The sequence below is a fragment of the Neolewinella xylanilytica genome (genome assembly GCF_002934605.1).
In the GTDB taxonomy this organism is placed as follows: Bacteria; Bacteroidota; Bacteroidia; order Chitinophagales; family Saprospiraceae; genus Neolewinella; species Neolewinella xylanilytica.
This window is the reverse complement of record NZ_PTJC01000006.1, coordinates 139,316-159,624: the sequence shown is the minus strand read 5'-3', so window position 1 is coordinate 159,624 and position 20,309 is coordinate 139,316. Positions and strand designations below refer to the sequence as shown.

The 20,309-nt window shown below is 59.3% G+C and carries 14 protein-coding genes; 8 read left to right on the top strand and 6 right to left on the bottom strand.

What is annotated here, in order from left to right; all coding sequences use genetic code 11:
• The first annotated feature begins 23 nt into the window (after positions 1-23).
• Positions 24-1,847: a patatin-like phospholipase family protein gene (locus CLV84_RS09950; RefSeq protein WP_104419646.1), complete on the top strand. Its 1,824-nt coding sequence runs from the start codon at positions 24-26 to the stop codon at positions 1,845-1,847.
• Here the strand turns inward: CLV84_RS09950 and CLV84_RS09945 are convergent.
• From CLV84_RS09945 to CLV84_RS09935, 3 genes are all read right to left on the bottom strand, one after another.
• The gene (locus tag CLV84_RS09945; protein WP_104419645.1) at positions 1,837-5,406 is read right to left on the bottom strand and encodes a reprolysin-like metallopeptidase; all 3,570 of its coding nucleotides are present in this window, start codon (positions 5,404-5,406) and stop codon (positions 1,837-1,839) included. The genes CLV84_RS09950 and CLV84_RS09945 overlap by 11 nt on opposite strands.
• A gap of 62 nt (positions 5,407-5,468) precedes the next feature.
• Positions 5,469-6,950 (bottom strand): S10 family peptidase, encoded by a 1,482-nt coding sequence (locus CLV84_RS09940; protein WP_104419644.1) that lies wholly within the window; start codon positions 6,948-6,950, stop codon positions 5,469-5,471.
• Positions 6,951-7,322: 372 nt separating this feature from the next.
• Positions 7,323-7,775, bottom strand: coding sequence for a YybH family protein (locus CLV84_RS09935; RefSeq protein WP_104419643.1), 453 nt, complete (start codon positions 7,773-7,775; stop codon positions 7,323-7,325).
• 61 nt (positions 7,776-7,836) lie between these two features.
• Between CLV84_RS09935 and CLV84_RS09930 the strand changes: the two genes are divergently transcribed.
• The gene (locus tag CLV84_RS09930; protein ID WP_104419642.1) at positions 7,837-9,600 is read left to right on the top strand and encodes an ABC transporter ATP-binding protein; all 1,764 of its coding nucleotides are present in this window, start codon (positions 7,837-7,839) and stop codon (positions 9,598-9,600) included.
• Between the two features lie 186 nt (positions 9,601-9,786).
• Positions 9,787-11,169, top strand: a complete 1,383-nt coding sequence (locus CLV84_RS09925; protein WP_104419641.1) for a YfcC family protein — start codon at positions 9,787-9,789, stop codon at positions 11,167-11,169.
• A gap of 115 nt (positions 11,170-11,284) precedes the next feature.
• Here the strand turns inward: CLV84_RS09925 and CLV84_RS09920 are convergent, their stop codons facing one another.
• Together CLV84_RS09920 and CLV84_RS09915 are read right to left on the bottom strand one after the other, a co-directional pair.
• Positions 11,285-11,896, bottom strand: coding sequence for an MCP four helix bundle domain-containing protein (locus CLV84_RS09920; protein ID WP_104419640.1), 612 nt, complete (start codon positions 11,894-11,896; stop codon positions 11,285-11,287).
• Between the two features lie 60 nt (positions 11,897-11,956).
• Positions 11,957-12,346: a hypothetical protein gene (locus CLV84_RS09915; protein WP_104419639.1), complete on the bottom strand. Its 390-nt coding sequence runs from the start codon at positions 12,344-12,346 to the stop codon at positions 11,957-11,959.
• A gap of 129 nt (positions 12,347-12,475) precedes the next feature.
• Between CLV84_RS09915 and polA the strand changes: the two genes are divergently transcribed.
• The 5 genes from polA to recA all read left to right on the top strand — a co-directional run bounded on the left by polA (position 12,476) and on the right by recA (position 18,616).
• Complete coding sequence (gene polA / locus CLV84_RS09910; protein ID WP_104419638.1) at positions 12,476-15,292, top strand: DNA polymerase I; 2,817 nt, start codon at positions 12,476-12,478, stop codon at positions 15,290-15,292.
• Positions 15,293-15,594: 302 nt separating this feature from the next.
• On the top strand, positions 15,595-15,756 hold the full coding sequence (locus CLV84_RS21995; RefSeq protein ID WP_211295243.1) for a hypothetical protein: 162 nt from the start codon (positions 15,595-15,597) through the stop codon (positions 15,754-15,756).
• A gap of 414 nt (positions 15,757-16,170) precedes the next feature.
• Positions 16,171-16,641, top strand: a complete 471-nt coding sequence (locus tag CLV84_RS09900; protein WP_104419636.1) for a GreA/GreB family elongation factor — start codon at positions 16,171-16,173, stop codon at positions 16,639-16,641.
• Positions 16,642-16,652: 11 nt separating this feature from the next.
• A complete protein-coding gene (locus tag CLV84_RS09895) occupies positions 16,653-17,000 on the top strand; it encodes a nucleotide pyrophosphohydrolase (RefSeq protein WP_104419635.1) in 348 nt (115 codons plus the stop codon).
• 530 nt (positions 17,001-17,530) lie between these two features.
• Positions 17,531-18,616: a recombinase RecA gene (gene recA / locus CLV84_RS09890; RefSeq protein ID WP_104419634.1), complete on the top strand. Its 1,086-nt coding sequence runs from the start codon at positions 17,531-17,533 to the stop codon at positions 18,614-18,616.
• Positions 18,617-18,682: 66 nt separating this feature from the next.
• Here the strand turns inward: recA and CLV84_RS09885 are convergent, their stop codons facing one another.
• Positions 18,683-20,254 carry a mechanosensitive ion channel family protein gene (locus tag CLV84_RS09885; RefSeq protein ID WP_104419633.1) on the bottom strand — a complete coding sequence of 524 codons (1,572 nt, stop codon included), beginning with the start codon at positions 20,252-20,254 and terminating at the stop codon, positions 18,683-18,685.
• Positions 20,255-20,309: the final 55 nt, after the last annotated feature.

Genomic DNA, 20,309 nt, shown 5'->3' with positions numbered 1-20,309 from the left:
ACCCGGTACCCACCCACCCGATCATGCATATCCAGGCGTACGAACAGGCCGTTTTCGACATTATTGAAGATCTGAAGGAATACCGCGCCAAGCGCGGCGATCGCTTCCGCTATTCGGACATCTTCGACGAGGCGGGCAACCAGTACGTCAACCTCGTACAGGAAGGCGGTGGCATCCTCGGGATCGCGCTGGTCGGATTTACCTACGTCCTCGAAGAGATGGGTATCCGCTTTCTTAGTCTGGGCGGCACCAGCGCCGGGTCGATCAACGCGCTGCTCATGGCCGACCTGGGTACGCCCGAGGAAAAAAAGAGCGTCCGAATACTGGAGCGGATCGCGACGAAAGACTTTATGGACTTTGTCGACGGGGGCTACGACGCGGAGCAGCTTACCGCGGCCTTCGATTCCGGGAATAAGATTCAGCTCTACCTCCACCTGATCACCAACATCGCGGAGATTAAGGACAAACTGGGCATCAACCCCGGCCTCCACTTTGAGGATTGGCTGCGGGAGATGCTCCGGCACGATAGCTGGGAAGGCCTGAAGGAGAATCTGTGTGCCCTGCCGGAAAGCCTGTACCACCTCTCCAACTACGGTAAACGCCGCCGGCCCGTTACCGCCGGGGAGCTGGATCCGAAAATCGCCATCGTAGCCGCCGATATTACTACCCAGACGAAGGTGGAATTCCCCCGCATGGCGCACCTGTATTACGCGGAACCCGAGGCGCAGAATCCTGCTTCCTTCGTGCGGGCCTCCATGTCCATCCCCTTCTTTTTCGAACCCAAGCGGGCCTCTCTGGCCTGGACCCGGGGAAAGGAAGACGAGGTGCGCCGACGCTGGCGGGCGGTAGCCGACTATACCGGGGAATTGCCGAAGGAGATCGTCTTCGTGGACGGTGGCGTGATGTCGAATTTTCCGATCGACCTGTTTCACCAACCCGATGTCATCCCCCTGCGGCCCACCATCGGCGTGAAGCTGGGCGTCGACCGCAACTACGCCCGGGAGATCGATGGCCTGGCCGACTTCATCGGGAATATGGCCAGCGGCGTCCGCAATCTGCGCGATTTCGAGTTCATCCGCAACCACCCTGAATACAAGGACCTGGTCGAGTATATCGACATCGAGGGCTTCAACTGGATCGACTTTAATATTTCCGAAGCGGAAAAGCTGAAGTTATTCCGCCAGGGAGCCCGGGCCGCCAGTCACTTCCTGCGGCGTTTCAACTGGTCCGATTATAAAGACACCATCAAGGCAAATCTGCTTCGCCGCATCAAGCCGGTCATGTGGGAACTTTCGGATCTCAGAGACCTAAGCGACACCCTGGAGGTGCTGGGCATCCACGACGACAAGGAATTGGAGGCGCGGATCAACCGCATCCAGCAACGGAAGGAACCCTATAATGTCCTCTGGATCGACGATGCCTTCACCTACGCCCTGCCCCTGGCCATCCTCGACCGGCTGCACACCTTCTGCTACTCGGTCCGTACCAGCGACGAGGCCATGCAGTTGCTGATGAACAAGAACAAGTTCAACGACGACCCCACCACCCAGATTGACCTCATCATCTCTGACGTTACCCGGCGGGAAGACAAGGGCAACGATAAGCTACGTGGCCTGGACTTCGCCGCCTTGCTGGCCGAGGATCCGGATTGGAAAGAAATTCCGGTGCTGATGTACGCCCACGACCGGGAAGACCTGGTGGAGCGCTACGGTGGCCCCATCCCCCCGAACATCGTCAACCGCCCGGAAAAAAACACCATCGTCCACCGCCACTTTATCGAGGAGGTGATCGAGGGCCTTACCCGCCGCCTCGGGCAGTCGTCCGGCCAGTCCGGCACTACCGCCTAACCACCCGCCGTACCGCGGTTCCCAGCCGCAGCAAGTATACGCCGGGGGGAAGGTGAGATACATCCAGCTTGGTGGTGCGGGCTCCCGCTTCCACTTCCCGCCGCTCCACCGGCCGACCGGCCGGATCGAACAGTTCCAGCAAAAGCTTCCCGCCACCGGTAGTGTTCCATTCCAAGCTTAGGTTACCGGGGGTCGGGTTCGGGAATACGACCAGGCTTTGCTCCAGGGCCGTGGGGTACGCGACGGCATTGATCGCATCCGCCGTGAGTTCGATTCCGTGGTAGGTGGTAGGCAGGTAACCCCCATCGGCGGCGTCGACTACAAACCCGAAAGCGTCGGTCAGGCGGGCGGTGTCCCGACTCTCGTACACGATCCGTTCGGCATTGATGTCGGCCTGGGTGAAGGTATCTCCTACCATCAGTTCCTGTCCGTTGCGCTCCAGCGTACCGAGGGTGGGCGTACTCGTCAGGACAAAAACGGTACCTATCGGGTCGCTGGAGGATCCGACGATCTCCAGTTCGCTGCGCAGGACGGCGTTGCGACCCAGCGGTTGTACCCGGGTGGGCTCGTTAACCAGCATTTGAGGAGGAGAAGCTTGAAGATCCGCGCAGAACTCCAGATCCCATCCGATAATCTGGCCGGCGGCACCGTTTGTCTCGCTGACCGCGACCGTCAATACCCAGTCGCCGAAAGTTTCCTCGCCCGCGAAATCGCTGAGGTCGCCTACCGGCTGAAAAACCCGCTGATCGTCGGGCGGGCAGGCCACTCCCACGGGGGCGTCGTCATCGAACCCGAGATTGATGGCGTTCGTACTGAAGCAGTTTTCCGAGTATAGGGCCACCGTCGTACCGGCCGGACTGGTCAGGCTGAGGCTCACTTTGGAGGCGAATTGATAATTGACCTGTACGTTAGGAAGATTAAGATCGCTAATGGTGCCCCGCTGGTCTACCGAGATAACCGACTTCCGGGAAAAAGCTCCCCCCGACCCTGGCAGGGCCACCGGGGTATCGGCGCTCGCTACCACCTCGCAGCGGCTGCTGACGGTTTTAAAGCTGTTGACCGCTATCCACGGGCCCGGACCGCAGGAGTTGACCGGTCGTACCCGCCAGTAATAGATCGCGTTGGCGAGGAAAAAATCCTCCGGAGTGAAGGTCGTCCGAGTCAGGTCTTCCGCGCTGGCGACCAGCGTGGCCGGAGCGAAGGAAGGTGAGGTTGCTACCTGTATTTCGTACTGCTCCGCGTTGACCGAGCCCGTCCATTCGAAATCGGTGGTGAGGACGATGCCTTCCGTTCCGTCGGGGGGGCCGGCGAGTGCCAGGTCGGAGAAGTCATTGGCGACCACGTCCAGTACGATCTCCCGGCGCACGGTGTCGGCACCGCCGGAGGTAACCAGCACGGGAACGATGATGCGGTCGGAAACGGTTACGTTCTCTAAATCCAGGGTTAGCCGGGCGGTTTGCCCGGGCAGGATTTGCGCATCGTCGAAGGAAACCTCCATACCCGCTGGGAGCAATGCGCTATCCACGGAAAGGGAGATCGGCTCGGCGTATCCCAGCACGCTACCGGCGGTAAAGGTCGCGGTCAGGCTTTCCGGAAGACAAACGCTGGCGTAATTGAGGTCCGACGCCAAGGTGTAACTGGGCTGTTCGGCAGGGCGGATGCTGAAGTCGGTGGCGTTCATGTTGTAGAAGACATTGTCGGCGGCCTCAACCACGATCCGCATCGCATCCCCCAGCGTGTCGGGCACGGTAATGTACGCGCTCCCCGTATTGGCGACTTCACTGGCCAGCAGGTAGTCGAAGGTGAACCCCCCGTCGCCACTCAGTAGCAAGTTGACGCTCCGGGCAAAGACGGGAAAACCGTCCGTACCCGCCACGTTCCAGGTGATCTCCCGGAGTTCCCCCACGCGAAAATCCTGCCCGTTGCCAACGGCGGGGTCGTTTACGACGAAGGGGCCGATGTCGGCCACCGAGAAGGTCACGGCCGCCCAGTCTACCCCGCCGGCTTCGGCGTTGTTGTCGCGGGCGGTGAGGCGGAAGGTAAGCTCGCGCTCGTAGTCGGGCAGAAATTCGTCGGCCGCCTCGATCTGGTTGGCAACCCGGTCGACGCGGGGGAAGTAGCGAGTAAAGCCTGTTTCCGAAGGCGGCACGGAGCGGAAGAGCGGGGCGGAACCCTCCGGCTCGTAGATATCCGTCACCGGTCCCAGATCGTATTCCTCCCAGGTATAGGTCAGCTGCTCCGGCGGATCGTTGGCATCGGTGGCCGTACCCGTGAGGCGGAAGGGGGTTGACTTGGGAATGTAAAAATCGTCTTCGTAGTCGAGCACGACCTCGGGGGTTTCATTGGCCGTTTGGATGACCGTAGCGCATCCCGCGGCTCCCCCCTCGCGGGTGAAATCGAGGAACTGCTCGAGGCTGCCCGTATGGTAATAGGGATCGGGGCCGGCGATATTCTGATTACCACAGGCACCGGCGTAGGACATAATAGTCGATCCCGATCCCGGCTCGAAGGCCGTATTGCCGGCCCGCTGATTGTCGCTGCCCGGGCAGTTGTTCCAACTGTGGGATACCGAAAACTGGTGGGCGATCTCGTGGGCCATCACCCGTTCCGCGGTTCGGGCCACGTTGTTTCCCTGGAGGCAAGTCACCCCGCGGGTCTTGCTCCCGCTGCAGGCTAAGCCGCTGACTACTCCCCCTACGTCCACGCACCGCGAAGTCATCACGTGCCCCAGATCGTAACTATCGGAGGGAACGTTTGCTCCCCGGAAGGCCTCGATCACCTGTTCGAGGAGGCCGGTGCCCTCGTCGCTGTCGGTGAACGGATCGGTGTCGGGATCGAGGAAAATGGCGGACTCGGACGCGGCGAGCAAATTCATCCGAACGCCCACCTCCCGCTCGAAAATGACGTTTACCGTGCTAACCGCGGTGTTGAAGGCGGCGAGAACGGCGGCTTTGGTTCCGCCTACCTGGTTAGCAAATTCTCCGGTGTTGGTCATCACCAGATCGTACTGGCGTAATTCGCGGGGAACCGCTTTGCTCTTCCCGGAAACCTTTGCACCTGCGCTCCGTTCGCCCTCTTTTTCCACATCGGATGCTACGTAACCACAACTTAGGGGCAAGCCGAATTCCTCCCCGGCGTACTGCCGGGAATAAAAAGCGAGGTAGCGATCCCCATCGTCCTCCTGCTGGATGGCGTACAGGCCGTCGGGGCCCGGCACGAGAATGTCCACCTGTAGCGGGGAAACGGCGATGCGCCCCGCGCCCCACGGTCCTTCGATGCGGTAGCTACCGATGTCGGGATAACGGGCCGCCAGGGCGGGCTCGAACACCGGGGAATTTTCCACGCTGAAGGATGCCACCGTTCCGTCCGGCAGGGGAAGGCTTATCCGGCCGGCTTTGGCCACCAATTGCCGGCGCAGGGCGGTGGGGTCGAGGCGGAGTACGGCGTGGCGGCCGTTTACCCCGTCAGAGGGGCCGGAAAAGGATTTGAGCTGGAAGGCGGACTGAGCGGAAAGCGTGGTAACCAACAGGCAACCGGTAAGGAGCAGCGTTCGGAACATAGGGGGGTGTTTGCGGCGTACCGTAAAGATAACCGCCGGATGGGGGCGGAAATGTCGGCCGATTAATACCGGGCCGGGTTTTCGCCCGGCAGGGCATTTCGGATGAACGCTCGCAAATCCTCGTTGGCGGTTTCCAGGTCGGGGCGGCGGAGATACATCATGTGGCCGCTTTCGTAGCCCTTGAAGCTCAGCCGGTCGCGCATGCGGCCACTGGGATCGATGTGCCAGAGGGAGTACTTCGCGTCGTAGTAATTGGTGGCCCCATCGAAGTAGCCCGACTGGATCAGGACGTTGAGGTAGGGATTCTGAGCCATGGCCTGACGGAGGTTTTCCCCCGTTTGGTCGCCGGAGCGGTCCCACGGATAAACGGAACCGAACATATTGTACTGCAGGTCGGTCCGGAAACCGAGCTCCTCGCGCAGGTAATAATTGATGGCCGGGGTGAAGGAGTGGAGCCAGCTGGTGAGCTCGCTGTTGTAGTCCGGGCGATCGCCACCGGCGCGGGCGTCGATGCCTTTGTAGCGGCTATCGAGGCGTCCGACGGTGTAGTTGCCGGCTTCCTCGCCGCGCAGCAGGTTCTTCCAAAAGTAGGCGGTGGTGGGCATGAGGTTATTGTCCAGCCACTCCTGGGCGTCCAGCCCGGAATAGCGGGCCGCGGTTTCGGCTACTGCGCGTCGCTTTTCCTCGCTGAGGTCCATTCCGCTGGCCAGGGCGGGAAGAAATGCATCGCGGGTGTAGGCTTCCACTTCGGCGAGCAGGGGCTCCAGGTCCATGGTCTGGAGATCGGCGGGCAGTTGCTCGTGGTACCAGGCCGCGGCGGCGAAGTAGGGCAGCTGGTTGGCGGCTTCGACGATGCCGGCCCGCTCGATACCGATTTCGGTGGGGGAAACGAGGATGACGCCGTTGAGGTACATCCAGGCTTCTTCCTGGAGTTCCAGCGCCAGGCCGGAGACCCGGGTGGTACCGTAGCTCTCCCCGATGAGGAATTTCGGCGAACGCCAGCGGTCGTGGCGGCTGACCCAGTTGCTCAGCCAGTCGGAGAGGTACTGAATATCTTGGTTCACCCCGAAGAACTGCTCGCGATCGGCCCCTTCTGCCATGCGGCTAAAGCCGGTATTGACGGGATTGACGTACACGATGTCCGTGAGGTCCAGGACGGAGTAGGGATTATCACTGATGCCGTAGGGCTGCACCGGGTAACCCTCGTCGTCGATGGTCAGCACCTTCGGGCCGGTGTAGGCCAGGTGCATCCAGACGGAAGCGGAGCCGGGGCCGCCGTTGAAACTGATGAGGAGCGGGCGATTGGGGTCTTCGCGGTCGGTACGGCGATAGTAGGTGTAGTGCAGTCCGGCGGTGACCTTGCCACTATCGTTGTAGACGGGTTGGACGCCGGTGGTAACTTCGTAGGGTACGGCCGCCCCGCCGATGGTCACCTGGCCCTGGGTGACGATCATCGTGTCCATCGGAAGCTTACGCGTATTGGGCTGGGCGGCGAGGTAGCCACTGGTAAGGAGCAAAATGAGGTATAGGCGGAACGGGAGCATATGCGGATAATTTGGCTTTCGGGCTACGCTGGGGAAAGCCAACAAAATAGGTAGCGCGGTTCACATTTTCGAATGTGGCGGCCCCGTGCAGCGACCGGGTCATTGGAACCTAGTCCGGACGCTCGCAGCTCCCTTTCGCTATCGCTCGGTGACACTCCGAGGTCCTGTGGCCGTCGGTGGCGGGAAAGACTATCAGGACCTCAGGGTGTGCTTGCACCTCTGAGCGTCCGGGTAGATAGCATCACCATCCAACCGGACCCTCGCAGGTCGCCTACTGCGTACGGCCATACTCCGAGGTCCTACGCTTACCCCCCGAGAAAATCATCAGGACTTCCGAGTGTACGAAGGACCTCGGAGCGTCCGGGAGGAAATTCACTCCCCGCTATTCCACATATCCACGTGCATCAGCCACTCCCCGTCGAGTTTCCGCCACACGATAACGTACTTACCGCCCCACTCGGCTTCCGATCCGTCGGGGCGGCGGGTACGGCCGCGGTAGTAGCCCAGGTCGTAGGCGTAATCGTCGAGGACCTTCAGCTCCACCGATTCGGTGGCGTGTTCCAGGATCTTTACGCCTTCGGGAAGGCGCCACCGCTTAACGATCGCCTCCCTTCCGGTGACGATGGGTGAACCACCGGGTAGGATATGTCCGTTCTCGGTGTAAGCATTGGCCATGCGTTCGTAATCGGCGTTCACGTAGGCCTCGGAAAAGGCGGTGGCGGCGCGCCGGATCGCCTCGATGTCGGCTTGATCGCCCGTAAATTGCTGCGCCACTCCGGGCATGGTGACCAGGCTGGTGAAGAGAAACACGAAAGGACGAATCATTATCAATCGATTTAACCCGCGGGGAGCAGACCTTTAGGCGGAAGTAAAAAACAGCAACACTTTGCAAGGAACGGTCCGGCAATGGCGGGAGTTTTTCTCCACTAACCCCTACGAGCAATTACTGAAGATTTCCTGGCAGTACGCCCGGGGCATGCGGGGACGGTACGTGCTGATCTACGCCATGTTCACCTGCGTGAACCTGCTATCGTCCCTGCAGCCTATCATTTTTGGTTACTTCATCAACTACTTGCAGGCGGGCGAGGGTGACCTGCTGACGGGCGCCTGGATTTACGGTGGCGCTTACCTGTTTCTGATTCTGGCCGGGTGGGCCTTTCAGTGGCCGGCGCGGCTGATGGAGCGGCGCATGGCCTTCGAGATCAGCCGTCGGCTGCTGATGGAAACCTACGACCGACTGGTACGCCTGCCGTTGGAATGGCACCGCCGCCACCACAGCGGTGACACCATCAACCGGACGCGGAAGGCCTACGAGGCCCTGAAGAGCTTTTTCGACAACGGCTTCGTCTACTTTCAGACGCTGATTCGGATGTTCATTTCCATCGTAGCCATCATCTGGTTCAGCGTGGTGTTCGGCGGGGTCGCGGGGGTCGCGGGCATCCTGATCGTGCTGACGGTACTGGCGTTCGACCGCCCCATCATCACGGTAACCAAGGAAACCAACGAGCGGGAGAACGACCTGCTGGCGGGCCTGGCGGATAACCTGGGAAACATCATCACCGTGACCACCCTCCGGCTGGGCCGACAGACCGCCAAACAGATCGAGGGCCGGGTGCGGGCGGTGTGGCCTCCTTTCCTGCGGAATACACAGTTAAACGAACAGAAGTGGTTTTCTACCGGGATCCTGATCGGGTTGATGTACGCCATCATCGTGATCGGTTACGTGTCTCAGAACTACGTGCCTGGAGAGATCTTCCTCGTGGGCGGCCTGGTGACCCTGATCGGCTACGTCAACCAGTTTTCTAACATGTTCAACGCCCTTACGGGGCAGTACAATACGGTGATCCGGCTCCGGGCGGACCTGGCGGCCATCGATCCGATTACCGAGGCCTTCGAATCCCGGCTCCGGCCACCGGTGCTGGCGGGCAGCCAACTTAAAAAGGACTGGACGTCGCTAGATATCCGCGACCTCGCCTTCACCTACGACCGGGCTAGCGACGATCGCCACGGTCTCACCGACATCCACCTGACCCTGGGCCGCGGCCAACGCATCGCCTTTATCGGCCCGAGCGGAAGCGGTAAGACCACCCTCCTGTACATTCTGCGCGGCCTCTACCCCCCCGAGCGGTTAACGGTCGCCTTCGACGGGGAAACCGTTTTGGACCCCGCCCAGCTCTACGATCAGACTACCCTGATTCCCCAGACGCCGGAGATATTCGAAGAGACCATCCGCCAGAATCTCACCATGGGGCTAAAGCGGAAACCCGCCGCCGTCGAGCGCGCCATCCACCTGGCTGCGATGGAAGACGTGATCAGCAAGGCGGAAAACGGCCTGGAGACCTGGCTCAGCGAGGGCGGTGCTAACCTGAGCGGCGGGCAACGGCAACGGCTGAGCATCGCCCGCGGACTGCTGGCTGCCGAGTCTTCCACCCTACTTCTGCTGGACGAGCCGACGAGTAGCCTCGACCCCCAGTCGGAAGCACTGGTGTACGAGCGCATCTTCGCGACCTACCCGGAGAAGACCATCGTTTCTACGCTGCACCGCCTGCACCTCTTAGAGAGTTTCGACTACATCTACTACCTGGAGAATGGCCGGATTCTGCACGAGGGTACGCTGAAAGAGCTGCGGGAAGTGGGGGTGGTGCCCTGACGATGGGCGCTTGATGCGGTTACACGATCGTCGCTGCCTTTTCTACCTATTGAGAAGCTTTTCACAAGGTGGCGGGAGATTAACATCCCGGATTTAATGAGGAAATCCGGGCATGGTGACATTTTGTCAGACATCGGATGTGTCAGGTCGTGACACATCCGATGTGTCAGGTCGTACTTTACGCCGATGCGCCGACTTTTCACCCGGATCCCCCCGCCCCTAATCATGCTCTTCGCGATCATCGTAGTGGTGACGATCATGACGTACGTCCTGCCCGCCGGCCTCTACGAGCGCGTGGAAGTCAACGGCCAGTACCGGGTGGTCCCCGGCAGTTTTACGGAAGTCTCCCCCACCCCCGTCGGTCCCTTCGAGATGTTCCGGGCCTTTCCCGAGGGCTATCGCCTGGCCACACCGGTCATCTTTATCTGCCTCGCCAGTGCCCTGATGTTTTCGGTGTTGGAACGAACGCAAACCATCGAGAACGCCGTCGGCAGGCTCGTCTACCGCATGGGCAAACAACGGTCGGAACTGCTGCTGGTGCTACTCACCTTCGTCTACGGCCTCCTCGGCGTCATGGTGGGCTACGAAAACAACATCGCTACGGTGCCCATCGCGGTAGTCGTCGTGCTGGCACTCGGTGGCGACCTGATCCTGGCGGCCGGGGTTAGCCTCGGCGGGATGACGGTGGCCTTCGGGCTCTCCCCCATCAATCCGTATACCGTGGGCATCGGACACGAGATCGCCGGCTTGCCGCTCTTCAGCGGCTGGGAATTGCGCAGCGTCCTCTGCTTCGGCGCGCTGGCCATCACCGCCTACTACAACGTGCGGTACTTCCGTAAAATAAGGGGGGCGCCGGAGCGCGGGATCGGAGTAGGCCTGGATACCTCGGGCCTCGCCCTGTCCCAACCCCTCGATCAGTACCGGATCAGCCGTCGCAACTGGTGGTTACTGTCCGTTTTCCTGGCGGGACTGGGGTTCGTGCTATTCGGGGTGTTTCGCTGGCACTTCGGCATCAACGAGATATCCGCCGTCTTCCTGATCGTGATGGTCGTTTGCGCCGCAACCAGCGGACTCAGTGCGCGGGAAGTGACGGACGCCGGCATGAAATCGGTAGCGGAGATGGCCCCGGCCACCTTTATCATCGGGATGGCCGCCACCGTAAAGGTGATCATGGAGCAGGGTCAGATCCAGGACACCATCAGCTACGGACTGGCCGAGGCACTGGACGGCTTACCCACCTACGCCTCCGCGATCGGGATGTCGATCGGACAAAGCGGTATCAACCTCCTCATTCCCAGCGGCAGCGGACAGGCCCTGGCTACGCTACCCGTCATGATCCCCCTCGGTCGCGCACTTGATCTCAGCCCCCAAATCGCGATCCTAGCCTTCCAGATCGGCGACGGGGTGACCAACCTGTTCAATCCCTCCCTCGGCGGCCTGGTTGCCATGCTCGGGGTCTGCCGGGTTCCCTTTGACCGGTGGTTGCGATTCGTGTTGCCGCTGACGGGAATCCTGCTCGTCTGGGCCTGGATCGGGCTTTTGATCGCCGTGGCGGTAGACTACCAATGATGGCTGCTCGGCCGGTAGAAAGCACTACCCTGCCGATGAAAAAAGGCCAGCTCCCGGATGGGGGCTGGCCTACTGTTTTGTAAAGCTCCGAAGTGCTGGATGCGGTATCGGGGAGTTAGTCGACCGACCGCCGCTGCTCGGAACCGGGTGAATAAAGAATGATGACCTGAACGCCCAACGCCAGGATGACCAGGGCGCCGATCTCCAATTGGGTAAATAAATCGGATGAGCTGATGGCCTCCTGGCCCATCAACAATTGCCGGCGTCCTTCCTGCATCTGAATGGCGGTGAGTTCGTCCAGGGTTTCCTCCACGCGGTGAACGGCCTCGATCACTTCGCGGCGGGAAGCCGTGCCGGTAGGAAGGTCTTTCTCTACCCCACTGAGATCGGTCAGGTTTTCCCTCAGCTGGTTGAAGAGCAAAGTTTCTCTTTCGGTCAGCCGAGTAGCGGCAAAGCGATCGACCGCCGTAGCGATCCTTTCCTGGTCGGCGCCGACGACGTCACCGAGGTCAGCGGGATCCTGGGTGGAATATACCAGCTCCTTGCGGTTGATCACCTTGTAGATTTCGAATAGGATATCCTGGGCGACCAGGCGGTCCGCATAGATTGCCTCGATCGACGCCTTCACGTCCCGAAAGTTTCTCCGGTCGATCAGGTTAGTAGTGAGTACCAGCAAAAAAACCAGCACGATACCCAGTACCCATTTAGTTTTCTCGAAGAGAGTCATGTCAGGAGGGTTGAGGGAACGACAGGAAGCAGGAACGGGCCGCCGGTCCGAAGTAAGACGTTATAGATTTCCCGTTTTAGCGCCCCGGTTTTTGTAGCGCGGGCCGGTTAGCTGCTCCTCCTCCTCTCGCGTGATGGTAGTGGTGGGAGCGGGGCGATTGCCCGGCAGCAGGTTTTTATAGACGGGGCCCGTCAGGCGTACCGGCGCGTAGTCGGCCGGGAGGGGCGGTACGGCACGATTAAGCGTAAGCAAGCGGCCGGCGGCGTTGGGATTTTTATAGTGGGGACCGTAAGTCACCAGTTCTTCAATTCGCTCCAGCTCCTCGACATCGGCACCGTCCTGCGACACGCTGTCAACGACTTCTGGAGTCGACTGGGCGGTGGATACGGCACTTACCGTAAGGAGACTGAGTAGGATGATGAGGAAGGGTAAGGGATTGTCGCGTTTCATGGTATGATTTTAGTAATGGAACATACTAATAATCGCTAAGTTGATAGTAATACTATCTTTTTTCTGTTTTCGTTTCTCACCCGGGCAGTGGCGGCGACGCTAAGCGGTAGCTATCCCTATCTTCGCCCCATGCCGAATCCCGCCACCGACAAGCGTCTTTTTCTCCTCGACGGCCACGCCCTGGTCTACCGCGCGCACTTTGCGTTCATCAACCGGCCGCTGATCAATTCCAAGGGGGTCAACACCTCCGCGATGCACGGCTTCACCCGTACCCTGTGGGACCTGATGAAAAACCAGGAGCCTACCCACCTGGCCGTGGTATTCGATCCTGACGGCCCCACCTTCCGCAACGAGCTGGCGGCCGACTATAAGGCCAACCGGGAGGAACAGCCCGAGGATATCGGTATTGCCTTTCCCTACATCCACCAGATCCTGCAGGCCTTCAAGATCCCGATCATCATCGTGCCGAACTTCGAGGCCGACGACGTGATCGGCACGCTGTCTAAGCAAGCGGCGCGGGCGGGGTACAAAGTCTATATGGTCACCCCCGACAAGGACTACGGCCAACTCGTGGAGGAAAACATCCTGATGTACAAACCCAGCCGGATGGGCAACGGGGTGGAGATCCTGGGCGTCGAAGACATCAAGAAAAAGTGGGACATCCAGCACCCCGAGCAGGTGATCGACATGCTCGGACTGATGGGCGACTCGGTGGACAACATCCCCGGCGTACCCGGCATCGGTCCGAAGACGGCCGCCAAGTTCATCAGCGAATTCGGCAGCATGGAAAAGCTACTGGACAGCACCGACAAAATAAAGGGGAAGAACCAGGAGCGGCTCCGGGAGTACCGGGAGCAGGCCATCCTGAGCAAGCGGCTGGCCACGATCATTCAGGACGTGCCCATTCAGTTCGATCCGGAGGCCTACCTCATCGAGGACTTCGACCGGGATTACCTGACGGACGTTTTCCGCGAATTGGAATTCCGTTCCATCGCCAACGAGATTCTCGGAATCGCCGATGAGCCGGAAAAGGCTTCTTCCCAGGGGGATTTGTTCGCCTCCCCGGCCAGCGCCGCACCTGCGTCCGCGCCGCAAAGGAAAAACTTCAAGCAGCCCCCCGCCCACGCCATCGCCGACCAACACATCGGCAACACGGAACACGACTACCGAAAGGTGGAAAGCCCCGAGGAACGCGCCGCCCTGCTGAAGGAATTACGGAACCAATCCTTAATTTCTTTCGACACGGAAACGACGAGCGTGGACCCGACCACCGCCGAACTCGTCGGGATGTCCTTCGCCTGGAAAAGCGGAGCAGCTTACTACGTACCCGTGCCGGAAGACCGCAAAGAGGCCGAGGCCATAGTAGCCGAGTTCGCTCCCCTCCTGGCCGACGAAGCCATCGACAAGGTAGGCCAGAATATGAAGTACGACATGATCGTGCTGGAACGTTACGGAGCCCCCGTGAAGGGCAAGTTGCTGGACACCATGGTCATGCACTACCTCCTGCATCCGGACCAGCGCCACAAGATGGATATCCTCAGTGAGGAATACCTGAACTACAAGCCGGTGCCCATCGAGTCGCTGATCGGGAAGGGCAAGAAGCAACTGACCATGCGGCAAGTGCCCGTCGAAAAGGTCGTCCCCTACGCCTGTGAAGACGCCGACATCACCCTGCGGCTGTACCACGCCCTGTGGCCCGAGTTGGAGGAAGAGGAACTGGTGGAATTGTACGAAACGGTGGAAGCCCCCCTCATTCCGGTGCTGCGGGACATCGAGCTGGAAGGTATCAACGTCGACGGAGCGTTCCTGCAGGAATACAGCAAGACCCTGACGGAAGAGCTTCAGTCCATCGAGCGGGAGATCTTCAAAATGGCCGGTTCGGAGTTCAACATCGGCTCGCCAAAGCAGATCGGAGAGATTCTCTTCGGCCGCATGGGCGTACCGTACAAAGGCAGTAAGACGAAAACCGGCCAGTATAAAACGGACGAGGCCACGCTGGCGGAGGTGAGTGCCGAGTTTCCCATCGTGAAGGAAATCCTGCGCCACCGCAGCCTGAGCAAGTTGCTCGGCACCTACGTCGATGCCCTGCCCCTGCTGATGAACGAGGATGGGCGTATCCATTCCAGCTTCAACCAAACGATCGCGGCCACCGGGCGCCTCAGCAGCGCTAACCCGAACCTGCAGAACATCCCGGTACGCACGCCGGAGGGCGCCGAGGTGCGAAAGGCGTTTATCCCCCGTGATAAGGACCATGTACTATTAGCCTCCGATTACTCCCAGATCGAACTTCGCCTGGTCGCGGCCCTGAGTAAGGACGAGGGCATGCTCGACGCCTTTAAGACCGGCAAGGATATCCACACCGCCACGGCCGCCCTGATCTTCGACGTGCCCTACGAGGAAGTCACGCGGGTACAACGCTACCAGGCCAAGACGATCAACTTCGCCATCCTGTACGGGGCCGGAGCACAGCGGCTAACGCAGGAACTGGAGATCAGCCGGGCGGAAGCCAGCCAGCTCATCGCCAACTACTACGAGCGGTTCACCGGCCTCAAGGAGTTCATGAACGGCGCGGTCGAGCAAGCGAAAGAAGAAGGCTACGTGGCTACCCTACTCGGGCGCAAGCGGGGCCTCCGGGACATCAATAGCCGCAGCGGCGTAGCCCGCGCCCTGGCCGAGCGCATGGCCATGAACACTCCGATCCAGGGTACCGCCGCCGACATGATCAAGATCGCCATGATCCGGATTCACAAAGCCCTGCGGGAACAAAACTTCCGCACCCGGATGATCCTGCAGGTACACGACGAACTGGTCTTCGACGCGCCCCGCGACGAGGTGGAAAAGGTGACCCCGCTCATCGAAGAACTTATGCGGGAGGCGATTCCTAACCTGGACGTGCCGATCGTGGTGGAGACGGGGGTTGGGGAGAACTGGCTGGAAGCGCATTAGCGCTCGCGCTTGCGCTAGACGGGCCTGCGGCCCTGGAGACGCACGGTCGCTCCGCTTCCGTGCTTGGTAGACGGGGCTGCGCACCTGGTAGACCGCCTCCAACCCGGTAGGCAATAACCCTTGCTGGTTTTTCCTGTTAGTTGAGTATGCCGCGTAAGGGAAAGAATTATACCGATCGTCTCCGGGGACCTGTCGGAGACTGTGAGCTATGCGGCCGCACGAAACCGCTCACCGAGCACCACCTCATACCGCGTGCGGTGCACCGAAAAAGCTACTTTCAGAAGCATTTTACCAAAGACGAGATGACCCACCGCCGCATCTCCATCTGCCGGCCATGTCACAAGGGAATCCACCGGCTCATCCCCGACGAAAAGGAACTCGCCCGCGATTACAACACCAAAGATGCCCTCCTCGCGGACGAGCGCATCCGCCGCCACGTAGACTGGGTAGCCAAACAGAAATAATCACTGGCCACTACTGCCGTTCGGAAGCGAAGCGACCTGGCCTCCGCAGACTGGAGCACGGCGACTTGGCCGCTAGAAAAAAGGCAAGCCGGATAAACCAGCTTGCCCGAACATTAACCAAAAACCCAGCAAAAGACATGACAAATAAGGCGAGCGAATGCACAACGCGTTGTGAAAAGTCGCGATTACCGCCAGTCGAGGGAATTTCGTTGCTACGCTGAGCAGCGACCCCTATCCGGGATGGCAGGTTCAGCGGCGCATCTACTACTTTCCGACGGGAAATTGGATTACCCACCCGTAAGTGGGTAGTTTGTTATACAAGCAGTCGTGGCAAGCGGATGTTCGTCCCCCTATCCGATTAGCCCGCAAACAAGCGTTGGCCTCAGCCGTTGGAATACCCATAAACGATACACAATGAAACTTACCAAAGAGCAAGAGACCGAGAAAAAAGCCGTTGTAGCCCAATTGCTGATCATGAAGGAAAATTCCTACAAGAACATGATGTCCATGCAGACGGCCGACATGGAGGAAGCCGAAGAAACCAACGAGGAGTCCGAAAACCTCTTCGAAGACGGCAAAGTAGACGAATCCATCAACCGCGTCGAGGCGCGCTCCTCCGTGGTGGAAGCCCTGCAGCATGATATCAATATGCTCTCTAATCTGGACGAGATCGAGCCCACCGAAGAAATCCAGCTCGGTGACATCATCGAAACCGACAAAGGCCGCTTCATCGTCGGTGCCGCGAGCGATGAGTTTGAAGTGAACGGCAAAAAGTACCGGGGCATTTCGGTCGACAGCCCGTTATTCCTGGCGCTAAAGGGTAAGCACAACGGTGATTCGGTCGACGTGAACGGCAATACCTTCACGCTCATCAATTCTTACTGACCGCGCATAGCATGACCCTCAGCGAGGCACAACGGGCCGTCGATGACTGGATCAAGACGGTAGGGATACGGTATTACGGCGAGCTCACGAACACCGCGATCCTGACGGAGGAAACCGGTGAGGTCGCCCGGCTGATGGCACGGCTTTACGGAGAGCAGTCCTTCAAAAACCCCGAAGAGGAGGCACGGGCCCCCGAACAACTCGCGGAAGAAATGGCCGATGTGCTCTTCGTCCTCATCTGCCTGGCGAATCAGACCGGAGTGGACCTTACCAAGGCACTCCAACGCTCGTTGGAAAAGAAAACCGTTCGGGACCGGGAACGGCACCGAAATAATCCGAAGCTGAAGCCGAAAGACTGATCGGCGCACTGCCTCGTGTCGAGACGGTAACGATAAATCTTCCGCTTAGCAGTCCAGCGGCTGGAAACCGGTATGCTGCGGGCGTCGTCGCGCGTTCCCTTCCCCTTAACAAACGGGGCGGTTGGATAGGGCGCGGCGACAGAGAACCGACTTTCCCTAGTTCACATCTCCCCACACTCCGCTATGCGGTGGGTTACGGAAGGATACCGTGCCCTGAGCCGCAACAACGTTCTCGACCCGTCTTCGACTTTCCTCCAGGGGAGTTCCTTAACGCAACCCATTTGCCATTTTAATGAGCGGGCGTCGGGCGCGGGTGCCAAGTCCGTTCAAACGGACCACGTTCCCCAACAACCCGGAACCGCCCATTCAATTTCAAACAAATTATATAATCATAAAATTTACATTCTCGATTTTATCGCTAAAAAGCGAATTATTTGTCGGCGAATGTGGCGATTTTACTTGCGCAGCCCGTACAACATGTTTATATTTGTAGCGTCGCACAACAAAAGCAGTTTCAAACAAACAGGATAATGTCAGACAACCACAAAGACACCGCCGCTAAGCTGAAGGCGCTCCAGATGACGATCGATCGCCTGGATAAGGCCTACGGAAAGGGTACGATCATGCGCCTCGGCGAGAGTCAAGCCGCTAACGTAGAGGTGATCCCTACCGGCTCTCTGGGCTTGGACGTAGCCCTCGGCATCGGGGGCTTTCCCAAGGGCCGGATCATCGAAATTTACGGCCCGGAATCATCGGGTAAAACCACGCTGGCCATTCACGCCATCGCGGAGTGCCAGAAGCGCGGTGGCATTGCGGCCATCGTTGATGCGGAGCACGCCTTCGACCGCTTTTACGCGCAGAGCCTGGGCGTCGATACCGATAACCTACTGATTTCTCAGCCCGACAATGGCGAGCAGGCGCTGGAGATCGCGGAAAACCTGATCCGTTCCGGTGCCGTCGACATCCTCGTCGTCGACTCCGTAGCCGCTCTGGTGCCCCGCGCCGAGATCGAAGGCGAAATGGGCGATAGCAAAATGGGTCTCCAGGCCCGCCTGATGTCCCAGGCCATGCGGAAGCTGACCGGTACCATCGGCAAGACTGGCTGTTGCTGTATCTTCATTAACCAGCTCCGGGAGAAGATCGGCGTTATGTTCGGTAACCCCGAAACCACGACCGGTGGTAATGCCCTGAAGTTCTACGCTTCCGTCCGCCTCGACATCCGCCGCACGGGTGCCGCGATCAAGGACAAGCAGGGTAACGTAGTCGGCAACCACGTGAAGGTCAAAGTGGCTAAAAACAAGCTGGCTCCCCCCTTCCGCGTGGCTGAATTCGATATCATGTACGGTGAGGGCATTTCTAAATCCGGCGAGGTCGTTGACTTAGGTGTCGACCAGGAGATCATCCAAAAGTCTGGAGCATGGTACGCCTACGACGACGCCAAGATTGCCCAGGGCCGCGAAGCCGCCAAGCAATTCATGCTGGACAATCCCGAAGTGGCCGAGCAGGTCGAGGAGCGGATCAAGACCAAGTTGATGGGTATCGAGGAAGAAGCCCGGGCCAACCGCAACGGAAAAGGCAAGATCGCCGACGCGGAGGAAGTAACCGCCGAAGCGTAAACGTATAGAACCCTATAGGACGCCCGTTCCCACTTCGGTGGGAACGGGCGCCTTTTTTTGGCCCGCTCAGTCCCGGTCTTTGGCAACGGTCCCGGGAATGGTAGTCCCGTTGCCGTCGCGCAGGGCCATATAATGCGGGCTCATGATCTCCACCCCTGCCTCCTGGAAGGTATCCTGTAAATTGGCGTGCAGATCGGAATAAATGCGGGCCATCCGGTGGCTATCGTGCGTATAGGCATTCAGCTCGTACTCTACGTACCAGTCGTTCAGGGCCTTTTGAAGCACGAAGGGAGCCGGGTCCCGGTCGACCAATGCCGTGCGCTCCGCTGCAGCGATCATCAGTCGATGTACCTGGGGCCAGGGAACATCGTAGCCGATGGTTAGGGAAGTATGCAGGATGAGGCCGTGCTGCGCGGTCAGGGAACTATAGTTCATGACGCCGCCATTCATCAGTATACCGTTCGGAATGGTGACCTCCTCGTTTCGCACGGTCTTAATGCGAGTCACCAGCAGCGATTTGCCAATGACGTCTCCCGTTACGTCGTTGATCCTCACCCGGTCACCGATTACGAACGGGCGCATATAGGTCAGAATGACCCCGGAGATGACGTTACCGATGATGCCCGCCGCCCCCAGTGACAATAGCAGGCCTACGAAAACCGAGATCCCCTGGAAGGCATCGGTACCCGCCCCGGGCAGATAGGGAAAGATGATTACCAGCGTAAAGATGATAACCATGACCCGCAGCAGATTGAAGGTCGGTATCGCCCAGTCCGGGTAAAAGTTAGTGAACGTCACCTGACCCGATCCCACTTGCCGGGCAATGTACCGCATCCCGCCGATGAGGTAGCGCGACGCCACGATGATGATGACGATAAACAGGAAACTCGGTAAAAATCCGGTGATGCCGTGGTAAAGAAATCGGAGTGGCTGTAGGACATACTCCATGAGCTGTTCTCCAAACCCCCGGGTATAGTTCAGCTGGCTGAAGAGGAATGGCAGGTACAGGTAGAGAAAAACGATGAGCACGGTATACCGCGTCATTCGGAGCAGGAAAAGAAACAGTTTCTTTTCCATGCTTGGCGTAATGAGGGAGAACCGCCGTAGCCACTCGTTACGGCTGAGAATCAATTTATCATCTAATCCCCTGAGTCCACCCCGGAAGAAATCGAAGGCCTTATTGACGCCCCAGAATACTAGGAGGAAGAACAGCAGCGCAAGCGTGAATAAGGCAATATCGACCAGGATGCGCCGAAGTGAAGAATCGTTGAAATCGGCGATCAGGGCCTCCCGGATCACCCGGAGCCGCTCCTCCGTCAGCGCCTCGAGCGATCGCCCGGAAGCGGTAGCCTCACGTACCGAGATGCTGTTGATGATGTCGTCACGCAGCACCACCTGGGCTTCACCTTCCAGCATCACGACGCGGAGGCTATCAAATTCTCTGAGGGGAAGCTTCGCCAGTCGCTGCAAGTTGCGCTCCACTTGCTCTGCCCGTTGCTCCGGCGTGAAGGTGCCCATATTGGTCGTGATGTGGAACAGCGTATCCTGAGCGAAAACAACCGGGGCTCGGCCTTGCTGTCCGGCAAGAGGAACGACCAGAAAAACTAGTATTATCAGGAGAAGTCTCGGTAAGTGCATCCGTTAAATGTATCAGGTTTGCCGGCTTCTCACGCTAACGAAGCTAGTCCCTTCC

Bases quoted from the DNA above. Each gene is read 5' to 3' on its own strand.
- CLV84_RS09950 (WP_104419646.1), top strand. From the start codon at position 24: ATGCATATCCAGGCGTACGAACAGGCCGTTTTCGACATTATTGAAGAT.
- CLV84_RS09945 (WP_104419645.1), bottom strand. From the start codon at position 5,406: ATGTTCCGAACGCTGCTCCTTACCGGTTGCCTGTTGGTTACCACGCTT.
- CLV84_RS09940 (WP_104419644.1), bottom strand. From the start codon at position 6,950: ATGCTCCCGTTCCGCCTATACCTCATTTTGCTCCTTACCAGTGGCTAC.
- CLV84_RS09935 (WP_104419643.1), bottom strand. From the start codon at position 7,775: ATGATTCGTCCTTTCGTGTTTCTCTTCACCAGCCTGGTCACCATGCCC.
- CLV84_RS09925 (WP_104419641.1), top strand. From the start codon at position 9,787: ATGCGCCGACTTTTCACCCGGATCCCCCCGCCCCTAATCATGCTCTTC.
- CLV84_RS09920 (WP_104419640.1), bottom strand. From the start codon at position 11,896: ATGACTCTCTTCGAGAAAACTAAATGGGTACTGGGTATCGTGCTGGTT.
- CLV84_RS09915 (WP_104419639.1), bottom strand. From the start codon at position 12,346: ATGAAACGCGACAATCCCTTACCCTTCCTCATCATCCTACTCAGTCTC.
- polA (WP_104419638.1), top strand. From the start codon at position 12,476: ATGCCGAATCCCGCCACCGACAAGCGTCTTTTTCTCCTCGACGGCCAC.
- CLV84_RS21995 (WP_211295243.1), top strand. From the start codon at position 15,595: ATGACCCACCGCCGCATCTCCATCTGCCGGCCATGTCACAAGGGAATC.
- CLV84_RS09900 (WP_104419636.1), top strand. From the start codon at position 16,171: ATGAAACTTACCAAAGAGCAAGAGACCGAGAAAAAAGCCGTTGTAGCC.
- CLV84_RS09895 (WP_104419635.1), top strand. From the start codon at position 16,653: ATGACCCTCAGCGAGGCACAACGGGCCGTCGATGACTGGATCAAGACG.
- recA (WP_104419634.1), top strand. From the start codon at position 17,531: ATGTCAGACAACCACAAAGACACCGCCGCTAAGCTGAAGGCGCTCCAG.
- CLV84_RS09885 (WP_104419633.1), bottom strand. From the start codon at position 20,254: ATGCACTTACCGAGACTTCTCCTGATAATACTAGTTTTTCTGGTCGTT.